15 protein-coding genes are annotated in these 17,076 nt (G+C 39.2%); 6 read left to right on the top strand and 9 right to left on the bottom strand.

What is annotated here, in order from left to right:
- Nucleotides 1-49 precede the first annotated feature (49 nt).
- From FIT70_RS06710 to argS, 7 genes are all read right to left on the bottom strand, one after another.
- On the bottom strand, nucleotides 50-460 hold the full coding sequence (locus FIT70_RS06710; protein WP_139874956.1) for a hypothetical protein: 411 nt from the start codon (nucleotides 458-460) through the stop codon (nucleotides 50-52).
- 13 nt (nucleotides 461-473) lie between these two features.
- Nucleotides 474-731, bottom strand: coding sequence for a hypothetical protein (locus FIT70_RS06705; protein ID WP_139909555.1), 258 nt, complete (start codon nucleotides 729-731; stop codon nucleotides 474-476).
- On the bottom strand, nucleotides 731-1,084 hold the full coding sequence (locus FIT70_RS06700; protein ID WP_139931336.1) for a helix-turn-helix domain-containing protein: 354 nt from the start codon (nucleotides 1,082-1,084) through the stop codon (nucleotides 731-733). The genes FIT70_RS06705 and FIT70_RS06700 overlap by 1 nt, the downstream gene beginning before the upstream one ends.
- A 72-nt stretch (nucleotides 1,085-1,156) precedes the next feature.
- Nucleotides 1,157-1,951 (bottom strand): SDR family oxidoreductase, encoded by a 795-nt coding sequence (locus FIT70_RS06695; protein ID WP_139931334.1) that lies wholly within the window; start codon nucleotides 1,949-1,951, stop codon nucleotides 1,157-1,159.
- Nucleotides 1,923-2,555: a thiol:disulfide interchange protein DsbA/DsbL gene (locus FIT70_RS06690; protein WP_139929250.1), complete on the bottom strand. Its 633-nt coding sequence runs from the start codon at nucleotides 2,553-2,555 to the stop codon at nucleotides 1,923-1,925. The genes FIT70_RS06695 and FIT70_RS06690 overlap by 29 nt, the downstream gene beginning before the upstream one ends.
- 9 nt (nucleotides 2,556-2,564) lie before the next feature.
- Nucleotides 2,565-3,134: an SPOR domain-containing protein gene (locus tag FIT70_RS06685; protein ID WP_139931332.1), complete on the bottom strand. Its 570-nt coding sequence runs from the start codon at nucleotides 3,132-3,134 to the stop codon at nucleotides 2,565-2,567.
- A gap of 14 nt (nucleotides 3,135-3,148) precedes the next feature.
- Nucleotides 3,149-4,822 carry an arginine--tRNA ligase gene (gene argS, locus FIT70_RS06680; RefSeq protein WP_139874953.1) on the bottom strand — a complete coding sequence of 558 codons (1,674 nt, stop codon included), beginning with the start codon at nucleotides 4,820-4,822 and terminating at the stop codon, nucleotides 3,149-3,151.
- Between the two features lie 76 nt (nucleotides 4,823-4,898).
- Between argS and FIT70_RS06675 the strand changes: the two genes are divergently transcribed.
- Nucleotides 4,899-7,106 carry a primosomal protein N' gene (locus FIT70_RS06675; RefSeq protein WP_139931330.1) on the top strand — a complete coding sequence of 736 codons (2,208 nt, stop codon included), beginning with the start codon at nucleotides 4,899-4,901 and terminating at the stop codon, nucleotides 7,104-7,106.
- Between the two features lie 4 nt (nucleotides 7,107-7,110).
- On the opposite strand, the gene FIT70_RS06670 is transcribed toward FIT70_RS06675, so the two are convergent.
- Both FIT70_RS06670 and FIT70_RS06665 read right to left on the bottom strand, forming a co-directional pair.
- Entirely contained in the window at nucleotides 7,111-7,650 is a 540-nt protein-coding gene (locus FIT70_RS06670) for a lipid-binding SYLF domain-containing protein (RefSeq protein WP_139870783.1), read from the bottom strand.
- Between the two features lie 2 nt (nucleotides 7,651-7,652).
- Nucleotides 7,653-8,000 carry a hypothetical protein gene (locus tag FIT70_RS06665; RefSeq protein WP_139870782.1) on the bottom strand — a complete coding sequence of 116 codons (348 nt, stop codon included), beginning with the start codon at nucleotides 7,998-8,000 and terminating at the stop codon, nucleotides 7,653-7,655.
- A gap of 203 nt (nucleotides 8,001-8,203) precedes the next feature.
- On the opposite strand from FIT70_RS06665, the gene thiD reads away from it, so the two are divergent.
- The 5 genes from thiD to FIT70_RS06640 all read left to right on the top strand — a co-directional run bounded on the left by thiD (nucleotide 8,204) and on the right by FIT70_RS06640 (nucleotide 17,064).
- Entirely contained in the window at nucleotides 8,204-9,043 is an 840-nt protein-coding gene (gene thiD / locus FIT70_RS06660; protein ID WP_139874949.1) for a bifunctional hydroxymethylpyrimidine kinase/phosphomethylpyrimidine kinase, read from the top strand.
- Complete coding sequence (gene thiE / locus FIT70_RS06655) at nucleotides 9,021-9,647, top strand: thiamine phosphate synthase (protein ID WP_139931411.1); 627 nt, start codon at nucleotides 9,021-9,023, stop codon at nucleotides 9,645-9,647. The genes thiD and thiE overlap by 23 nt, the downstream gene beginning before the upstream one ends.
- Nucleotides 9,648-9,653: 6 nt before the next feature.
- Nucleotides 9,654-10,934 (top strand): glutamate-1-semialdehyde 2,1-aminomutase, encoded by a 1,281-nt coding sequence (hemL, locus tag FIT70_RS06650; RefSeq protein ID WP_139931328.1) that lies wholly within the window; start codon nucleotides 9,654-9,656, stop codon nucleotides 10,932-10,934.
- 74 nt (nucleotides 10,935-11,008) lie between these two features.
- Entirely contained in the window at nucleotides 11,009-15,637 is a 4,629-nt protein-coding gene (locus tag FIT70_RS06645) for a glutamate synthase-related protein (protein WP_420897683.1), read from the top strand.
- Entirely contained in the window at nucleotides 15,637-17,064 is a 1,428-nt protein-coding gene (locus tag FIT70_RS06640) for a glutamate synthase subunit beta (RefSeq protein WP_139874945.1), read from the top strand. Before FIT70_RS06645 ends, FIT70_RS06640 begins: the two co-directional genes overlap by 1 nt.
- Nucleotides 17,065-17,076: the final 12 nt, after the last annotated feature.

Raw genomic sequence — 17,076 nt, 5'->3', positions numbered from 1 at the left:
AGAGGGCTTAGGTGTGTTCCCCTAATTAATTAAGAAAAAACTTCACTGATTAACTTACTTTTTTAATCGGCTTCTTTTCTTTAGCTTTAGATGGTTTTGTTTTCTTAGCCGCCTTTTTCGAAGGAGCTACTTTTTTAGTTTCTTTTTTAGACAATATCTTTGTTTTCTTGATTGCTGACGGTTTAGCAGTACTTTTAGCAACTAACGATGCTTCCAGTTCTTTGACTTGATTCTCAAGAATATCAATGCGCTGTAATTTAGTGCTTGCATCATCTAATTGCGCCTTAAGATTTTTAATTTCTAAATCTTTAAAATAAGTCGCCTGATAACTTGCATAACCGTAAATGAGTGAGCTTATCGTAATCAATCCCGCGCCAATATAAATCGCTAATGTTTTTTTGTTTGTTTTCTTTTTCTCAGGGATATTAAAAGGCGTTTCTTCTTTTTGATCAAATTCCATTTTGTTTTCCTTATTATTTAATACGGGTTATTCGGACACTATCAGCTTCTATTTTAGCTAAAAAAGTTTTACCTAACTCTTTATTAATCGTTATATGTTTTTTATGAATTGCCTCTATATTTGCATTATCAATTAAAAAACTCTCACCAATTCCCATAATTTGATAGGGATAGTAACCAGAGGTATTAAAACGCAATGACTTTCTGAATTCTATAAATTTAAAATGCCTAGTCCTAAATCGGAAAAATATTGCCTTTAACATTTGTAGCATTATGCAAAGAACTTCCAGGCGAGCGTTGTTATAAATGCTGCCATAAAAATATAAAGATATTTTTTAAAGCTTTTACCTAAACTATCCTTTTTAGCTCTTTGAAAATTATTATCAGTTGTATCTATTTCATATTGAGTAATAACAGCATTTATATCGATGTTAAGAAACCGACAATAACGCTTGATGACTGCTTGTTTTAATTTATTTGAATGAAAAAAAGTACCACGATTGCTCTCGATCGCCTGAACTTGTTGCACAGATAAACATAATTCTGTTGCGATATCATCTATTTTAAGTTTTAGTTCGCGACGCGTGTTTGTAAGCACTTGACCGTTGTATTCTAGGTTTGACATAAATTAAAAATGTAGTAAATAAGTAGCATTTTAATTTATTTTACGTTTAATGGATATACGTGATATGGACAACTATTGAATCGTTTTCCTAATTTTTTTAGGTCCTCCCTTAGCTAAAAAGTCCCAAACGGACGTGGGAAGAAATTTCATGATAATGCCGACGATTTTCATTTGCCAAGGAATGATCACAAAGCTTTTTTTATTTTGAATGGCTTTGATAAAGCGACTCACCGCCACGTCTGCATCTAAAATAAAAGGCATGGTATAGCGATTATGTTTTGTCATAGGCGTATGAATGTAGCCTGGTGCAATGGTTGTCACATGAATACCAAAAGGCTTCATCTCAATACGTAAACTTTCTAGATAATTAATGAGAGCCGCTTTTGAAGTGCTATAAGCGCCCGAACCAGGTAAGCCTCTAATACCAGCCACACTTGCGATCCCTACGAGTTGTCCTGATTTCTGTTTTTTAAAAACCTTAATAAAAGGAAGGAATGTGTGAATCACACCAAATAAATTAATCTCAATGACACGCTTAAATGTATGAAGATCTTCTTTTTCACCCGCAAGTGTCCCAGTACTCACCCCTGCATTGGCAATCACAATATCAGGAGAACCATATTTTTTAATGAAATGATTTGCAGCTTTTTGAAGACCTTTTTGATCTGAGACATCCACTGCATAAATTTCACAAGGCACATGAATCTTTGCTTTTATTTTTTTAAGAAGCTCTAGCCGACGCCCCACTAATCCTAGGATGGCACCCTCTTTCGCATACTGATTAGCTAATGATTCACCGATACCACTTGTGGCACCGGTGATAAAAACTTTTAAAGCTTTATTTTTTATTGCGATCTTTTCTGACATTGTTGATGATGAAATCAGCGATCTGAAGCGCTTCACTATTGCCACCTGCCATCGTACTTGAAGTAATGTATTTACCATCAATCATGAGTGTAGGCACACCGGTAGCACCTGATGCTCTAAAAACTTGAGCAGCTTTATTTAAGGAAGCATTCATAGAGAACGAGTTAAAAGCATCCTCTACTTTTTTACGATCAAGTCCTGATTTTAATGTGACCCACTGAAGAATCGCTTTTTCGTCACTTGGGTTAAGTGTGCGGTCCTTATGAACTGCATCAAATATAGCTAGGTGTAGCTTGTCAGCTACACCTAATGTTTCCATGGCGTAAAAGGCTCGTGCCATCGGCGCCCAATCAGGACGAGGAATAGCAGGCATACGTTTAAAGTAAATATCTTTAGGTAATTTTTTTACCCAGTCACTCAACATGGGATCCATTTGGTAGCAATGAATACATCCGTACCAAAAGAGTTCCGTGATTTCAATTTTATCTTTGTTATCTGTGGGGACCACTTGTACTGTTTTATCAAAATTGACTCCCACTTGAGGTTCTATCGCAAACGAAAGTGAACTAAAAAGCATTAAAAAAGTGATTAAGATTTTTTTCATAAAATATCCTTAATTATTTGTATTCGTATTGTTAAGTGTTGCCCTCACTAAAATAGGTTTAAAGCCATTTTTAACGAGATCGTTTTTTGTTTTCATAATTTGTGCATCATCTGTCAAAGGACCTACTCGTACTTTATGGACTACTTCATTATTTTGTGAAGGCGCTGTAAGTACGACCGCTTCAAATCCTAAAAGTGCCAATTTTGCTTTCGTATTATCAGCGTCTTTATCTGTATTAAATGAACCTACTTGATAAAAGTACACTTCTTTTTGTGGAATGCTAGCTGGATTTTTTAAAGCCTGTGTTGCTTCTCGATCTGAGATATCTTTATCGTTATTAGGCAGGATATTATAAAAATCAAATTTAGTCGGTTGATCTTGGATAGCATTATCTGCTGAGTTTTCTCCCTCAGGTTTAGCGCCCTGAATTTCAATACAGGCTCCGTTCGTATCTTTACTTGCATAAGGACTTTTACCATTAGTAATAAAAACGGTAATACCAATAGATAAGCCAATACCTACAAGAATGCCCATAAAAAGGCCGTTCATAAAAGAGCTACCTGATTTACCTTTTTCCATATTTACCTTTTAAGCTACATATTTTCCGGAGCGTTGACACCGAGAAGATATAGACCATTTTTTAATACAATTTGTGTGGCACGGATGAGACTTAAGCGCGCTAACTTTTCATTTTCATTCTCAACCAAAAACTTAGTGTCATTATAATAGCTATGAAGATCGGCCGCACAGTCTTTTAAATAAGTTGCAATCGTATGTGGTGCTAATTCAACACCGGCATGTAAAACTATTTCTGGAAATTCGTTTAAGCGTTTAATAAGGATCAGTTCTTGTGTCGATTTAAGATCATCAATATTAACGTGATTTAATTGATTGATATCTCCACCCCATTGTCTTAAAACGCCTGCAATACGGGCATGCGCATATTGAATGTAATAGACAGGGTTATCCGAATTTTGTGTTTTAGCTAAATCAATATCAAAGACGAGTTGTGAATCAGGTTTACGAGCAACTAAGAAGTAGCGTGTGGCATCGCAACCGACTTCATCAATCAAATCGCGCAATGTGACATAATTTCCTGCGCGCTTAGAAAGCTTAACTTCTTCCCCGCCCTTCATGACTGTGATCATTTGATGCAACACATACTCAGGATAAGTTTCAGGAATGCCAGCTTTTAAAGCTTGAAGCCCTGCTCTGACCCTAGTAATTGTGCTGTGGTGGTCTGAACCTTGTTCATTGATGACGCGTTTAAATCCACGTTCCCATTTATTGAAGTGATAAGCCACATCAGGAATAAAATAGGTGTAGCTCCCATCAGACTTTTTCATAACACGATTTTTGTCATCACCAAACTCTGTCGTTTTTAACCAAAGCGCATTGTCTTCTTCATAGGTAAAACCATTTTTGATGAGAGACGCGACTACTTTTTCAATGTGCCCATTTTGGTAGAAAGAAGATTCTAAAGTGAACACATCAAACTTAATTTGGAATGCATTTAAATCTTGATCTTGTTCATGTCTTAAATAAGCGACACTGAATTGTCGAATAGATTCTAAGTCGTCCATTAGGCCAGACGCATGGATCATTTTACCTTCACATTCAATGCTACTTTTGCTCAAAAAAGCATTGGCTATTTCGACAATATATTCACCTCGATAACCATCTTCAGGAAATGCAGGATCCGAGGGATCCATATTGTGACACCTGGCATGCACTGATTTTGTAAGATTATCAATTTGCGCACCCGCATCGTTATAATAAAATTCGCGCGTCACATCCCAGCCATTAAATTTTAGAAGTCTAGCCAATGAGTCCCCAATGGCAGCCCCTCGACCATGGCCTACATGAAGCGGGCCTGTGGGATTGGCTGATACAAACTCAATTTGGACTTTTTGCGACTCACCTTTTTCATTGTGCCCCGAAGTATTTTGTCCGAAGCTATCCGGACTTTTTAAAATCTCATGGATAATGAAGGTACGTGCTTTATGACTTAAATAGAAATTTATAAAACCTGCACCGGCAATTTCAACTTTTTCAATTAAAGGTGAGGCGGGTAGCTTTTCAATAATGAGGGCTGCTAATTCACGCGGATTTTTTTTCAAACTCTTTGCGAGCGCCATCGCCAAGTTGCTTGAAAAATCTCCATGTTCGATCGATTTAGGACGATCTAATTGAATAGAATTCGCTAAAATCTCAGGATATATCGATTGTGCGACGGGCAACAATAATTGTAGAAGATGTGATTTCACGTCTTAGAATGATAGGTAAGGATTAAAGCGTTTATTTTAACTTAGAATTGATGGACTCCCCTTAAAAACTAATACTATGACTGACGCACTTCATATTCTCAAAGTCGCCCTCGATGTCCCACTCGATCGAGTGTTTGACTATAGGACGGATAAACCCAATACTCAAATTGGACAGTATGTGGTGGTGCCTTTTGGTGCTCGCAAAATGATCGGTGTCGTGGTCGGTATTTCTGATACGACAGCCATTGAATCTAAAAAATTAAAGTCTATTATCCGTTTAGATCCTGAAGTGATTTTTGATGAGCAAAGCTTTAAGCTTTTTCAATTCTGCAGTCAGTATTATCATTATCCCTTAGGGCAAACCATTTTGTCCGCCGTGCCATCTAGATTAAAAAAGATAAATACAAAGGCGATGGCGAAAAAATATCTATATCGTTTAACGCCCAAGGCTATAGAGCTAGGGGTCGATCAATTACCATCTCGACAAACGACTTTAAAACGCATTGTGATGGCCTTAATTGATGCGACGCTTCTTGATGAAGCGAGTCTTCGTTCTATGAGTAGCGCTTGGAAAAAATCAATCGAAACGTTGGATGAGATGGGTTGGATTGAAAAAGAAGAGATCACCTTAGACGATAAAGTCTATATACAAGCGCCTATTCCATCATTGAATGATGAACAAAAAAAAGCATTCGATGAAATTTCAAAAACAAATAAAACTTTTGCAGCTTGGTTGCTTTATGGCATTACAGGAAGCGGCAAAACCGAAGTCTATATTCGTTTAATTGAAGAAGCGTTAAAAAAAGAACATGCACAAGTGCTGGTGCTCGTCCCTGAAATTAATTTAACACCGCAACTTGAGAGTCGTTTTAGAGCGCGTTTTGAAAAATATATGCTTGTGACGCTGCATAGTCACTTAACAGATAACGAACGTTTAACTCATTGGCGACTTGCTAAAGAGGGCCAGGCTCAAATTGTGATTGGGACACGTTTAAGTATTTTTACACCCATGCCACATTTATCTCTTATCATCATTGATGAAGAACACGATGCATCCTTTAAGCAACAAGAAGGTTTACGTTATCACGCAAGGGATGTCGCAATCTTTAGGGCAAAATCAGAAAATATTCCCATTGTGATGGGTACTGCAACGCCATCCCTAGAAACTTGGTTTAATGCGACCAAAACCAAAGACGCCAAAAAATTCGGCTTTTTAAAATTAACTTCGCGTGCGGTTCTAGATTCAACACTCCCTGAAATTAAGTGTATTGATATTTCGAAGTCGACGGTCACAAAAGGTTTCTCACCTTATCTTGTTGAGGCGATTCGTGATCGTTTAAACAAAAAAGAACAGAGCCTTATTTTTATTAATCGGCGAGGCTTCGCACCGGTTCTTTTATGCTCATCATGTCAGTGGACAGGCCGTTGCCATCGTTGCAGCAGCCGCTTAGTGGTGCATTTAAATCAAAAACGATTACGTTGTCACCATTGTGGCCATGATGAAAAAATGCCACTGCAATGCCCGTCATGCGGCAATACTGATCTTTATCCAACCGGATTAGGTACGCAGCGCGTTGAAGAAACAATAAAAGAATTTTTTCCTGAAGCACGCATTTTAAGAGTAGATCGAGACTCCACAAAAACAAAAGAAGCGCTCAACGATTTATTTTTAAAAATGAAAAATCGTGAGATTGATATTTTGATTGGCACTCAAATGCTATCTAAAGGTCACGACTTTCCATATTTAAGTTTAGTTGGTGTATTGGATACGGATCAGGCTTTATATAGTCCCGACTTTAGAGCGAGTGAGCGTTTGTTTTCACAATTGATGCAAGTAAGCGGCCGTGCAGGACGCGCAAAGACAAAAGGCGAAGTTTATATACAAACTGCATTTCCAAATCACCCCATATTTGAAGCATTAAAAACACATGATTATGAAAATTTTGCGAATGAGCTTTTAAAAGAAAGAGAATTAGCAGAGCTAAGTCCTTTTGCATTTCTCGTTCTTCTAAAGGGAGAGGCGCATCAATTGACGCATGTGATGCAATTCCTCAATGATGCCATGATCAATGCACAAAATTTAAGTACCCATGTGACTGTTTATAATCCAGTGCGACCTATGATGGAAAGATTAAAGGGCATGGAGCGGGCTCAATTAGTCTTACAAGCAAGTTCTCGCGTTGCATTACAAAAATTGCTTGACGAATGGGTGCCTTATTTACGTGAGAACAAATTAGGTCAGAAAGTAAAATGGGTCGTTGATGTTGACCCATTGGAATTTTAAGAAGCTATTTTTTTATTTTTGTAATTTTAGTGCCTTCGAGCGTAATGTTGCCCATAAGACCTTTATGAGAAAATGCAAATGCAATAATCGGTTCTTTTATATTTTCAATACTGAAGTCTTTACCTGCACCTAGCGTTGTAATTGCTATACTGCCATTTAAGCCTGCATCCCATCCATCACTAGAACGGAATTTATCTAGCGTTGTTTTGTCCATAAACAAAATAACCTGGGACCTTTCTTGGACCCCCAATTGATAGCCAAATGATGCAGAGGCTGTATTGTAATAATCCGAAACTTTGCCATCAATTATCAAGGCACCCTCACCAAATTCACCACCAAAAAAGAAACCAGCTTTCACAATGCTTGGAAAAATTAAAATACCAGCGGCTTTATCAGAGAGGACTTTACCAGCACTCGAAAAGTTATAAAAAGTCTGAAGTGTTTCCTGAGTTTTAGCGTCAATTTCTTCTTTTGATGCAGCAATGACTAATGAAGAAATGAAAATTAGTACAAAGAAACTAAAAAAATGTAATTTAAGTTTCATTTTTATTTTTTCATTTCTTTTTCAATTTCGATGATTGCATCATTTAGCTTTGAGTCCTCTTTCTTTTCTAACTCCTCCTTCTTTTCTACTACAGGAGGTGTTTTTGTTTTACATGAAATTTCCATTTTATTTAATACATATGGTACTGATTCAGATGTGCTCAGAACGTTATACCCATCGGCGCATAATTCAGCAGCTTTTGCTTCACATCCACTGAGAGTCACACATTTAATTTCATGAATTACCGGTTTATTTTTTTCAGATGATTCTTGTTTGGTTGTGTATGTCATAGAGCTACAGGCAGATATAAAAATCGCTGTAATTAATATTAGAATGTATTTGATGTTCATTTTAATAGGCCTTTTAAAATAGTTTATTGCAAAATTATAAACAACTTTGAATTAAATTAATTATTTAATTTATTTTTGATGTGGCAAAAGTAGCAAAGGATAAAAAACACACAACTTAGAAAATAATTTTCATCTTTAAACTTTTGAGCGTTTAATTAATTCATAATACTACTGAAACTATAAGTTCTAAAACACATTAAATCATGAAAAAAAATCCTCCATGTGTCATGACATTTTCAGCGACCGATCCGACGGGCGGCGCTGGACTTCAGGCTGACGTTTTAACGCTAGCCAGTTTAGGTTGTCATCCTTTGTCTGTCACTACAGCCATTACCGTGCAAGATACTTCAGGCGTTGAAAGCATGATGGCTTTTGATGCGGACTGGGTAAATGATCAAGCACGCACCTTATTAGAGGACATGGAAGTCTCCGCATTTAAATTGGGTTTATTAGGGAGTGTTGAAACGATCGCGATGATTGCAGAAATTGTGGCGGACTATCCCACAATTCCACTCATCATCGATCCTGTATTGGCTTCGGGTCGAGGTGATGCATTAGTCACCAATGAAATGATTAATGCAATGTCAGACTTGTTGCTATCGCAAGCAACACTTATTACACCAAATAGCATTGAAGCAAGACGCTTAGCATTTAAAGATGGTGACGATTTTGGTGAGGCAAGTTTGGATGAATGTGCAGAGCGACTTCTTAATACGGGTTGTCAATTGGCTTTAATTACAGGTACCCATGAAGTGACGACCGAAGTCATTAACACTTTATATAATGAGAACGGCAAAGTGAAAAGTTATAACTGGGAAAGATTAGCAGGGAGTTATCATGGCTCAGGTTGTACTTTGGCTTCAGCAATTGCCGGATGTATGGCATTAGGATCCACCTTAGAAGAGGCGATACAAGAAGGACAGCGCTTTACTTGGCAGTCTTTAAAGCATGGGTATAAGCCTGGCATGGGCCAATTTATTCCAGATCGACTCTTTTGGGCTCATGATGATGAATTGGAATATGCGCGATTCATTCATCATTAAAGGTTTATACGCCATCACTCCAGATATGGCGGACTTAAATACACTTATCCATAAAACGCAATTAGCCATTGAAGGTGGCGCTTTTATGGTGCAATATCGCAGTAAAATACAGGATCGTGACGTTAAAATGCAGCAATGTGCTGCTATTTTACGTCTTTGTCGCCAATATGATGTGCCATGCATTGTGAATGACGATGTGGAGATGTGCCTTAATTTGGAGGCAGATGGTGTTCATTTAGGTGTAAATGATGACAATATCGCCGAAGTTAGGCACATTTTAGGCGAAGATGCCATCATTGGAAGCTCATGTTATAACCAATTAAGTCGTGCAAAACAGGCCCAAAAAGAGGGTGCGAGCTATGTTGCTTTTGGGGCAATGTTCCCAACTCCCACAAAACCTAATGCTCCGAGAGCTGCTTTAGCGCTTTTAAAAGAAGCAAAGCGTGAGATTCACATTCCTATCGTTGCAATTGGGGGCATCACCGTGAATAATGCTCATGATGTGATTGAGACAGGGATCGACGCGATCGCTGTCATTACCAGTCTTTACGAAGCTAAAACCATTAAGGAAACTGCAGAAACATTTTTAAGGATGTTTCATTAAATCGTTATGAGTCAAAATAAAACGCTATTTGAACGTTCACAAAAAGTCATTCCAGGTGGCGTCAATTCTCCCGTTCGAGCATTTAAGTCGGTTGGAGGCACACCGATTTTTTTCAAAAAAGGCTTAGGTAGCAAATTATGGGATGAAGATGGACGCGAATATATCGACTACATCAATTCTTGGGGCCCTATGATTTTAGGCCACGCACACCCACAAGTTTTAAAAGCAGTTCAAGAAGCTTCTTTCGATAGTTTGTCATTTGGCGCTCCCACAAAACGAGAGCTCGAGATGGCGGAATTACTCGTGAAACTTGTTCCCAGTATTGAACAAGTGCGACTCGTGAGTTCAGGCACGGAAGCTACGATGAGTGCGATTCGTGTCGCACGTGGATTTACCAAGCGAGATACTTTAGTTAAATTCGAAGGGTGTTATCACGGTCATGCAGATGCGCTATTAGTTAAAGCAGGTTCAGGACTCTTAACCTTTGGAGAACCAAGTTCCGCAGGCGTTCCAGAAGATGTTGCAAAACATACTTTAACGTTACCTTATAACGATGTCGAAGCCTTAAAAACGCTCTTTAAAGAAAAAGGCGACACGATTGCGACGGTCATTATTGAGCCAGTCGTAGGCAATATGAATCTCATTATTCCCCACATGGAATTCTTAAAAACACTTCGTGAGTTATGCACCAAACATGGCGCTGTACTCATTTTTGATGAAGTGATGACAGGCTTCAGAGTCAATATAGGTGGCGCTCAAGCGCTTTATGGCATTACGCCTGATTTGACGACACTGGGTAAAGTGATTGGTGGTGGCTTACCTGTGGGTGCTTTTGGCGGACGACGCGATATTATGCAATGTTTAGCCCCCATAGGTGCGGTATACCAAGCGGGCACATTGTCTGGAAACCCTGTGGCAGTTGCAGCAGGACTTGTAACACTGAAACTTGTACAAGCCCCAAATTTCTTCGAGGACTTAACGAAAAAAACCAAATTACTTGTGGATGGTTTAACAAAAGCCGCACATGATTTAGATGTTAAATTCAGTGCGCAATCTGTAGGTGGTATGTTCGGCATTTATTTTAGTGAAGAAGCGCCCACAAGCTTCGATGAAATCATGAAAAGTAATAAAGAACATTTCAATCAATTCTTCCATCACATGTTAACGTCAGGTTTTTACTTTGGCCCATCAGCATTCGAGGCAGGCTTCGTATCTATAGCCCATACAGATCAGGATATTCATCAAACGGTTGAAGCCGCAAAAGAAGTCTTTCAAGTCCTTAAATAAGCTCAATAATTGTTGAATTACAGGGCGTTAGGCTTTATTATTGAAGGTTCCGTTTAATCTTTTTAATGCAGTTTATGACTCAATTCGAAAGACCTGAGCAACAAGGTCTCTATAACCCCAAAAATGAGCATGACGCCTGTGGCGTTGGCTTTGTGGCTAACATTCATGGCACCAAAAGTCACACCATTGTGGCTCAGGGTCTTCAGATCTTAACCAACCTAACGCATCGTGGTGCGACAGGCTATGATCCAAAATTAGGTGATGGTGCTGGTATCCTCATTCAAATGCCAGATGGTCTCATTCGAGATGAGGCTAAAAAATTATCTGTTGATTTACCTCTATCTGGTCAATATGCATGTGGTCTTATTTTTTTCCCACAATCAAATTCGCATCGCACTCAATGTGAAAAGATCATCACTGACATTATCAAAGAAGAAGGCCAAACATTTTTAGCTTGGCGAGATGTACCTACCAATAATTCTAATATCGCAGATGCTGCGAAAGCACTTGAACCAAAGATCAAACAAGTCATCGTTGGTCAGGGCCGCGAGATCAAAGATCAAAACCATTTCGAACGAAAACTATTTGTCATTCGTAAACGCATTGAACATAGCGTTAAAAAGTTAGGGCTTGACGATCCTGCACAATTTTATATTCCATCTCTTTCAAGTCGCACCATTGTTTATAAGGGCATGCTCCTTGCAAACGAAGTGGATACTTACTACCCAGACTTAAAAGACGAGCGTGTGACATCGGCATTGGCTTTAGTTCATCAACGTTTCTCAACGAACACGTTCCCTGCATGGGATTTAGCACATCCATTTAGAATGATTGCGCACAACGGAGAAATTAATACGGTGCAAGGCAATGTCAATTGGATGCGTGCAAGACATGAAAGTATGCAATCCGCATTATTAGGTGATGACTTAGAAAAGTTATGGCCACTCATTGTCGAAGGCCAATCTGACTCCGCATGTTTTGATAATTGTTTAGAGTTGTTAGTTGCAGGTGGTTACAGTCTTCCGCATGCAATGATGATGTTAATTCCTGAAGCATGGTCAGGTAATCCTATGATGGATGAAAATCGTCGTGCATTCTATGAATATCACGCTGCATTGATGGAGCCTTGGGATGGTCCAGCAGCAGTTGCATTTACCGATGGTCGTATGATTGGTGCCACCCTAGATCGAAATGGATTACGTCCCGCACGCTATTTAATGACCGACGATGGTGTCGTCATGATGGCATCTGAAATGGGTGTACTGCAATTCCCACAAGAAAAAATTATTAAGAAGTGGCGTTTGCAACCAGGCAAAATGCTTCTTATCGATATGGAAAAAGGCCGCATCATTGATGATGAAGAAGTGAAAAAAGAACTCGCAACACATAAACCTTATCGCGAGTGGATTGATAGCTCTCGTTACTTCCTGGGTGACTTCCCAAAAACAAATAGTAAGACTGAACTTAAAGAGACCTTACTCGATACACAACAAAGTTTTGGTTACACACAAGAAGATATTAAATTTATTTTGCAACCTATGGTGGCAAATGGGGAAGAGAACTCAGGTTCGATGGGCAATGATGCTGCACTTCCAGTACTCTCAAAAAAACCAAAACTTATTTACAACTACTTTAAACAATTATTTGCACAAGTTACGAATCCACCGATCGATCCTATTCGTGAAGAGTTGGTGATGTCGCTCGTGACATTTATTGGACCCAAGCCTAATTTATTAGCAGTCGATGAAACAAAACCAACTACAAGACTTGAAACAAGTCAGCCTGTTTTAACACTTGACGATTTAGAACAATTAAAAAATATTTCTAAACTCACAAAAGATGCATACAAATCTCTAGTACTTGATATTACATACGATGTGAAGGGTCTTAAAAAAGACGACGCGTATGGTATGAAAAAAGCAATCGACACTCTTCGGCAAGATGTCTATAAAGCAGTGAAGGATGGTTACAACATTCTGATTTTATCGGATCGCAATCAATCCAAAGATCGTATGGCGATCCCAGCATTGTTAGCCACTTCGGCTATACATCAACATCTAGTGCGCGAAGGTTTGCGCACCAATACAGGCCTAGTGGTGGATACAGGTTCTGCTCGTGAAGTTCATCACTTTGCTCTTTTAGGTGGTTATGGTGCGGAGGCAATTTGTCCTTGGTTGGCATATGAATCTATGCATGCCATGACAAATGACCATGTTCTCGCTCACAAGAACTTTATTAAATCGATTGGTAAAGGTCTTTACAAAGTCATGTCTAAGATGGGTATTTCAACCTACCAATCTTACTGTGGCGCACAAATTTTTGAAGCAGTGGGCCTTAACTCTCAACTCATTAATGCTTACTTTAAAGGTACAGCCACCAATATCGAAGGTATCGGTATTGAAGAAATTGCAGAAGAAACTATGCGTATTCATCAATCCGCTTTTGGAGCTGACCCAGTCTTAGTTAATGCATTAGATGCAGGTGGTGAATATGCCTTTAGAGTTAGAGGCGAAGAACATATGTGGACACCTGACTCGATTGCAAAATTACAACATGCGACAAGAACGAACCAATATAGTACTTATAAAGAATATGCAGCCCTCATTAATGATCAAACGAAACGTCAAATGACTTTACGTGGATTATTTAAATTAAAAACGAATGACAAAGCAATTTCCTTAGATGACGTAGAACCGGCGAAAGAAATCGTCAAACGATTTGCAACGGGGGCGATGTCTTTAGGATCAATCTCAACAGAAGCCCATACAACATTAGCGATCGCGATGAATCGTATTGGTGGTAAATCCAATACCGGCGAAGGTGGTGAGGACGCAAAACGCTTCTTAACTTTAGATAAAGACAATACCGTTGCAAATGTGATTGGCCTTAACTTAATTGAAAGTGATATTAAACTTAAAAAAGGGGATTCACTTCGCTCGCGAATTAAACAAGTCGCTTCCGGTCGATTCGGCGTGACTGCAGAATATTTAAGTTCAGCCGATCAAATTCAAATCAAGATGGCACAAGGCGCAAAACCAGGTGAAGGCGGCCAATTACCAGGTCACAAAGTGAGCCCTTACATTGCAAAACTTCGTTTCTCAGTTCCAGGTGTCGGTCTTATTTCACCACCACCGCATCACGACATTTATTCGATCGAAGATTTAGCTCAACTCATTCATGATTTAAAAAATGCAAATCCAAGTGCAAGTATTTCAGTCAAACTTGTATCTGAAACAGGTGTAGGAACTGTCGCTGCCGGTGTTGCAAAAGCCAAATCTGATCATATTGTGATTGCAGGCCATGACGGTGGTACAGGAGCCTCGCCTATTTCATCGATTAAACATGCTGGCACGCCTTGGGAGATTGGACTCGCTGAAACACAACAAACGTTAGTATTAAATCGTTTACGCGGACGTGTCATTGTTCAAGTCGACGGGCAAATGAAAACAGGTCGCGATGTCGTCATCGGTGCCCTGTTAGGTGCAGATGAATTTGGTTTTGCGACAGCACCGCTTGTGGTTGAAGGTTGCATCATGATGCGTAAATGTCATTTGAATACATGCCCAGTCGGTGTGGCAACTCAAGATCCAGAATTACGTAAACGTTTCACAGGTCAACCTGAACATGTCGTGAACTATTTCTTCTTTGTGGCTGAAGAAGTGCGTGAGTGGATGGCATCACTTGGCATTAGAAAATTTGATGATCTAATTGGCCGCACCGATCTGCTTGATACACAAGCTGGCATTGAGCACTGGAAAATTCAAGGACTTGATTTCAGTAAAATTTTCCATCAACCTAATGTTGAAAAAGAAGTTTCACGTCGTCATACAGAAGAACAATCGCATGGTCTTGAACATGCACTCGATAATGAACTTATTAAATTATCAAAACTTGCATTAGATAAACGTCAAAAAGTATCGATTAATTTACCGATTACCAATACAAATCGCACTGTGGGCACCATGTTGTCCCATGAAATTGCAAAACGTTTTGGTCATGAAGGTTTACCGCAAGATACCATTCAAATTACTTTAAATGGCACCGCTGGACAAAGTTTTGCAGCATTCTTGGCACAAGGCATTTCCATGGAATTGATTGGCGAAGGTAACGACTATGTTGCTAAAGGTTTATGTGGCGGCAGGGTCGTGATCAAACCTCCTAAAGCATTTAAAGCGAAATCACATGAAAATATTATTGTAGGTAACACTGTGATGTATGGTGCAACAACAGGAGAGAGCTATTTTAGTGGTGTGGCAGGGGAAAGATTCTGTGTGAGAAATTCAGGAGCCTCCGCAGTGGTAGAAGGCCTTGGTAATCACGGTTGCGAATATATGACAGGAGGTACTGTCGTAGTTTTAGGTAATACCGGACAAAATTTTGCAGCAGGGATGTCAGGAGGAGTAGCCTACGTATATGACGAAGATGGTTTGTTCAGCAAACGTTGCAATCCATCTATGGTGTCATTAGAAAAAGTAGAGACACAACAAGTACAACCCAAAGTGCCTCAACATTTAAATCAGCCTGATGAAGTCATTTTAAAAACACTCATCGAAAAACATCTCAAATACACTGAGAGTGAACGTGCTAAATTTATTTTAGATAACTGGGATAAAGTAAGACCTCAATTTATTAAAGTCATGCCAAACGAATATAAACGTGCATTAAATGAACTTCATGCGTCACTTACAAAGGAAGCTGCATAATGGGTAAAGTCACTGGCTTCATGGAATTTGATCGCATCAGCGAACAAAACATACCACCACAAGAACGTTTAAAAAACTATAAAGAGTTTGTTCTCCATCTAAGTGATGACGAAGCTAAAAAACAAGGCGCGCGCTGTATGGATTGTGGCATTCCATTTTGCACAACAGGCTGCCCAATTAATAACATCATCCCTGACTGGAATGATTTAATTTATAACCAAAATTGGGAAGAAGCGATAGAAGTTTTACATTCTACAAATAACTTCCCAGAATTTACGGGCCGTATTTGTCCCGCACCATGCGAAGCTGCATGTACACTTAATATCAATGATGATGCTGTCGGAATTAAATCGATCGAACATGCCATTATTGACAAGGCTTGGGAAAATAATTGGGTAAAACCTTTAATTTCAACACATAAAACTAATAAAAAAATTGCCATTGTGGGTTCCGGTCCAGCAGGTATGGCAGCAGCACAACAGCTCGCTCGCGTTGGACATACAGTGACTGTATATGAAAAAAATGATCGCATTGGCGGACTTCTTCGTTATGGTATTCCTGATTTCAAAATGGAAAAAACCCACATCGACCGGCGAGTTAAACAAATGGAAGCTGAAGGTGTTGTTTTTAAAGTAAACCAAAACATCGGTGAAAATGTTAAGCCTGAAGAACTTACAAATAACTACGATGCAGTCATTTTGGCTGGCGGTGCAGAGCATCCTCGCGATTTACCTGTACCTGGACGTGAACTCAATGGTGTCATGTTTGCGATGGATTTTTTACCACAACAAAATAAAGTGGTGGCAGGCGACAAATTACAAAATCAAATTTTAGCGACAGATAAACATGTTGTTGTCATTGGTGGGGGTGACACAGGCTCTGATTGTGTGGGCACATCAAATCGTCATCATGCAACGTCAGTCACTCAATTCGAATTGATGCCACAGCCTCCAGTAAAAGAAAACAAGGAGATGGTATGGCCGAATTGGCCACTTAAACTACGCACATCAAGTTCTCATGAAGAAGGTTGTGAGCGTGATTGGTCAGTCACTACAAAAAGTTTTGTAGGTGAAAATGGCAAGGTTAAAGAAATCATTGCAGCTCGCGTTGAATGGAAAGACGGCAAGATGGTGGAAGTACCTAATTCAGAATTTACATTGAAAGCTGATCTTGTATTGCTCGCAATGGGTTTTGTGAGCCCACAACAAAAAATGTTAGACCTTTTTGGTGTAGATAAAGATCAGCGCGGCAATGTGAAAGCTTCGACAGAAGGTAAAGATGCTTATATTACATCGAAAGCTAAAGTCTTTGCAGCAGGGGATATCCGTCGTGGACAATCTTTAGTTGTATGGGCGATTCGCGAAGGTCGCCAATGCGCTCGTGCAGTGGATGAATTCTTGATGGGAACATCTACCCTTCCACGTTAATTTTTAAAACTT

Source organism: Candidatus Methylopumilus universalis, assembly GCF_006364435.1.
GTDB classification, from domain to species: domain Bacteria; phylum Pseudomonadota; class Gammaproteobacteria; order Burkholderiales; family Methylophilaceae; genus Methylopumilus; species Methylopumilus universalis.
Note: the sequence above shows the minus strand (reverse complement) of the source record. Positions and strands in the feature narration are given on the sequence as shown.

Excerpts from the sequence above, each read along its gene's own strand:
- FIT70_RS06710 (WP_139874956.1), bottom strand. The coding sequence starts at position 460 with ATGGAATTTGATCAAAAAGAAGAAACGCCTTTTAATATCCCTGAGAAA.
- hemL (WP_139931328.1), top strand. The coding sequence starts at position 9,654 with ATGAGTCAAAATAAAACGCTATTTGAACGTTCACAAAAAGTCATTCCA.
- thiD (WP_139874949.1), top strand. The coding sequence starts at position 8,204 with ATGAAAAAAAATCCTCCATGTGTCATGACATTTTCAGCGACCGATCCG.
- FIT70_RS06665 (WP_139870782.1), bottom strand. The coding sequence starts at position 8,000 with ATGAACATCAAATACATTCTAATATTAATTACAGCGATTTTTATATCT.
- FIT70_RS06700 (WP_139931336.1), bottom strand. The coding sequence starts at position 1,084 with ATGTCAAACCTAGAATACAACGGTCAAGTGCTTACAAACACGCGTCGC.
- FIT70_RS06695 (WP_139931334.1), bottom strand. The coding sequence starts at position 1,951 with ATGTCAGAAAAGATCGCAATAAAAAATAAAGCTTTAAAAGTTTTTATC.
- FIT70_RS06640 (WP_139874945.1), top strand. The coding sequence starts at position 15,637 with ATGGGTAAAGTCACTGGCTTCATGGAATTTGATCGCATCAGCGAACAA.
- FIT70_RS06675 (WP_139931330.1), top strand. The coding sequence starts at position 4,899 with ATGACTGACGCACTTCATATTCTCAAAGTCGCCCTCGATGTCCCACTC.
- thiE (WP_139931411.1), top strand. The coding sequence starts at position 9,021 with ATGCGCGATTCATTCATCATTAAAGGTTTATACGCCATCACTCCAGAT.
- FIT70_RS06670 (WP_139870783.1), bottom strand. The coding sequence starts at position 7,650 with ATGAAACTTAAATTACATTTTTTTAGTTTCTTTGTACTAATTTTCATT.
- FIT70_RS06685 (WP_139931332.1), bottom strand. The coding sequence starts at position 3,134 with ATGGAAAAAGGTAAATCAGGTAGCTCTTTTATGAACGGCCTTTTTATG.
- FIT70_RS06690 (WP_139929250.1), bottom strand. The coding sequence starts at position 2,555 with ATGAAAAAAATCTTAATCACTTTTTTAATGCTTTTTAGTTCACTTTCG.
- FIT70_RS06645 (WP_420897683.1), top strand. The coding sequence starts at position 11,009 with ATGACTCAATTCGAAAGACCTGAGCAACAAGGTCTCTATAACCCCAAA.
- FIT70_RS06705 (WP_139909555.1), bottom strand. The coding sequence starts at position 731 with ATGCTACAAATGTTAAAGGCAATATTTTTCCGATTTAGGACTAGGCAT.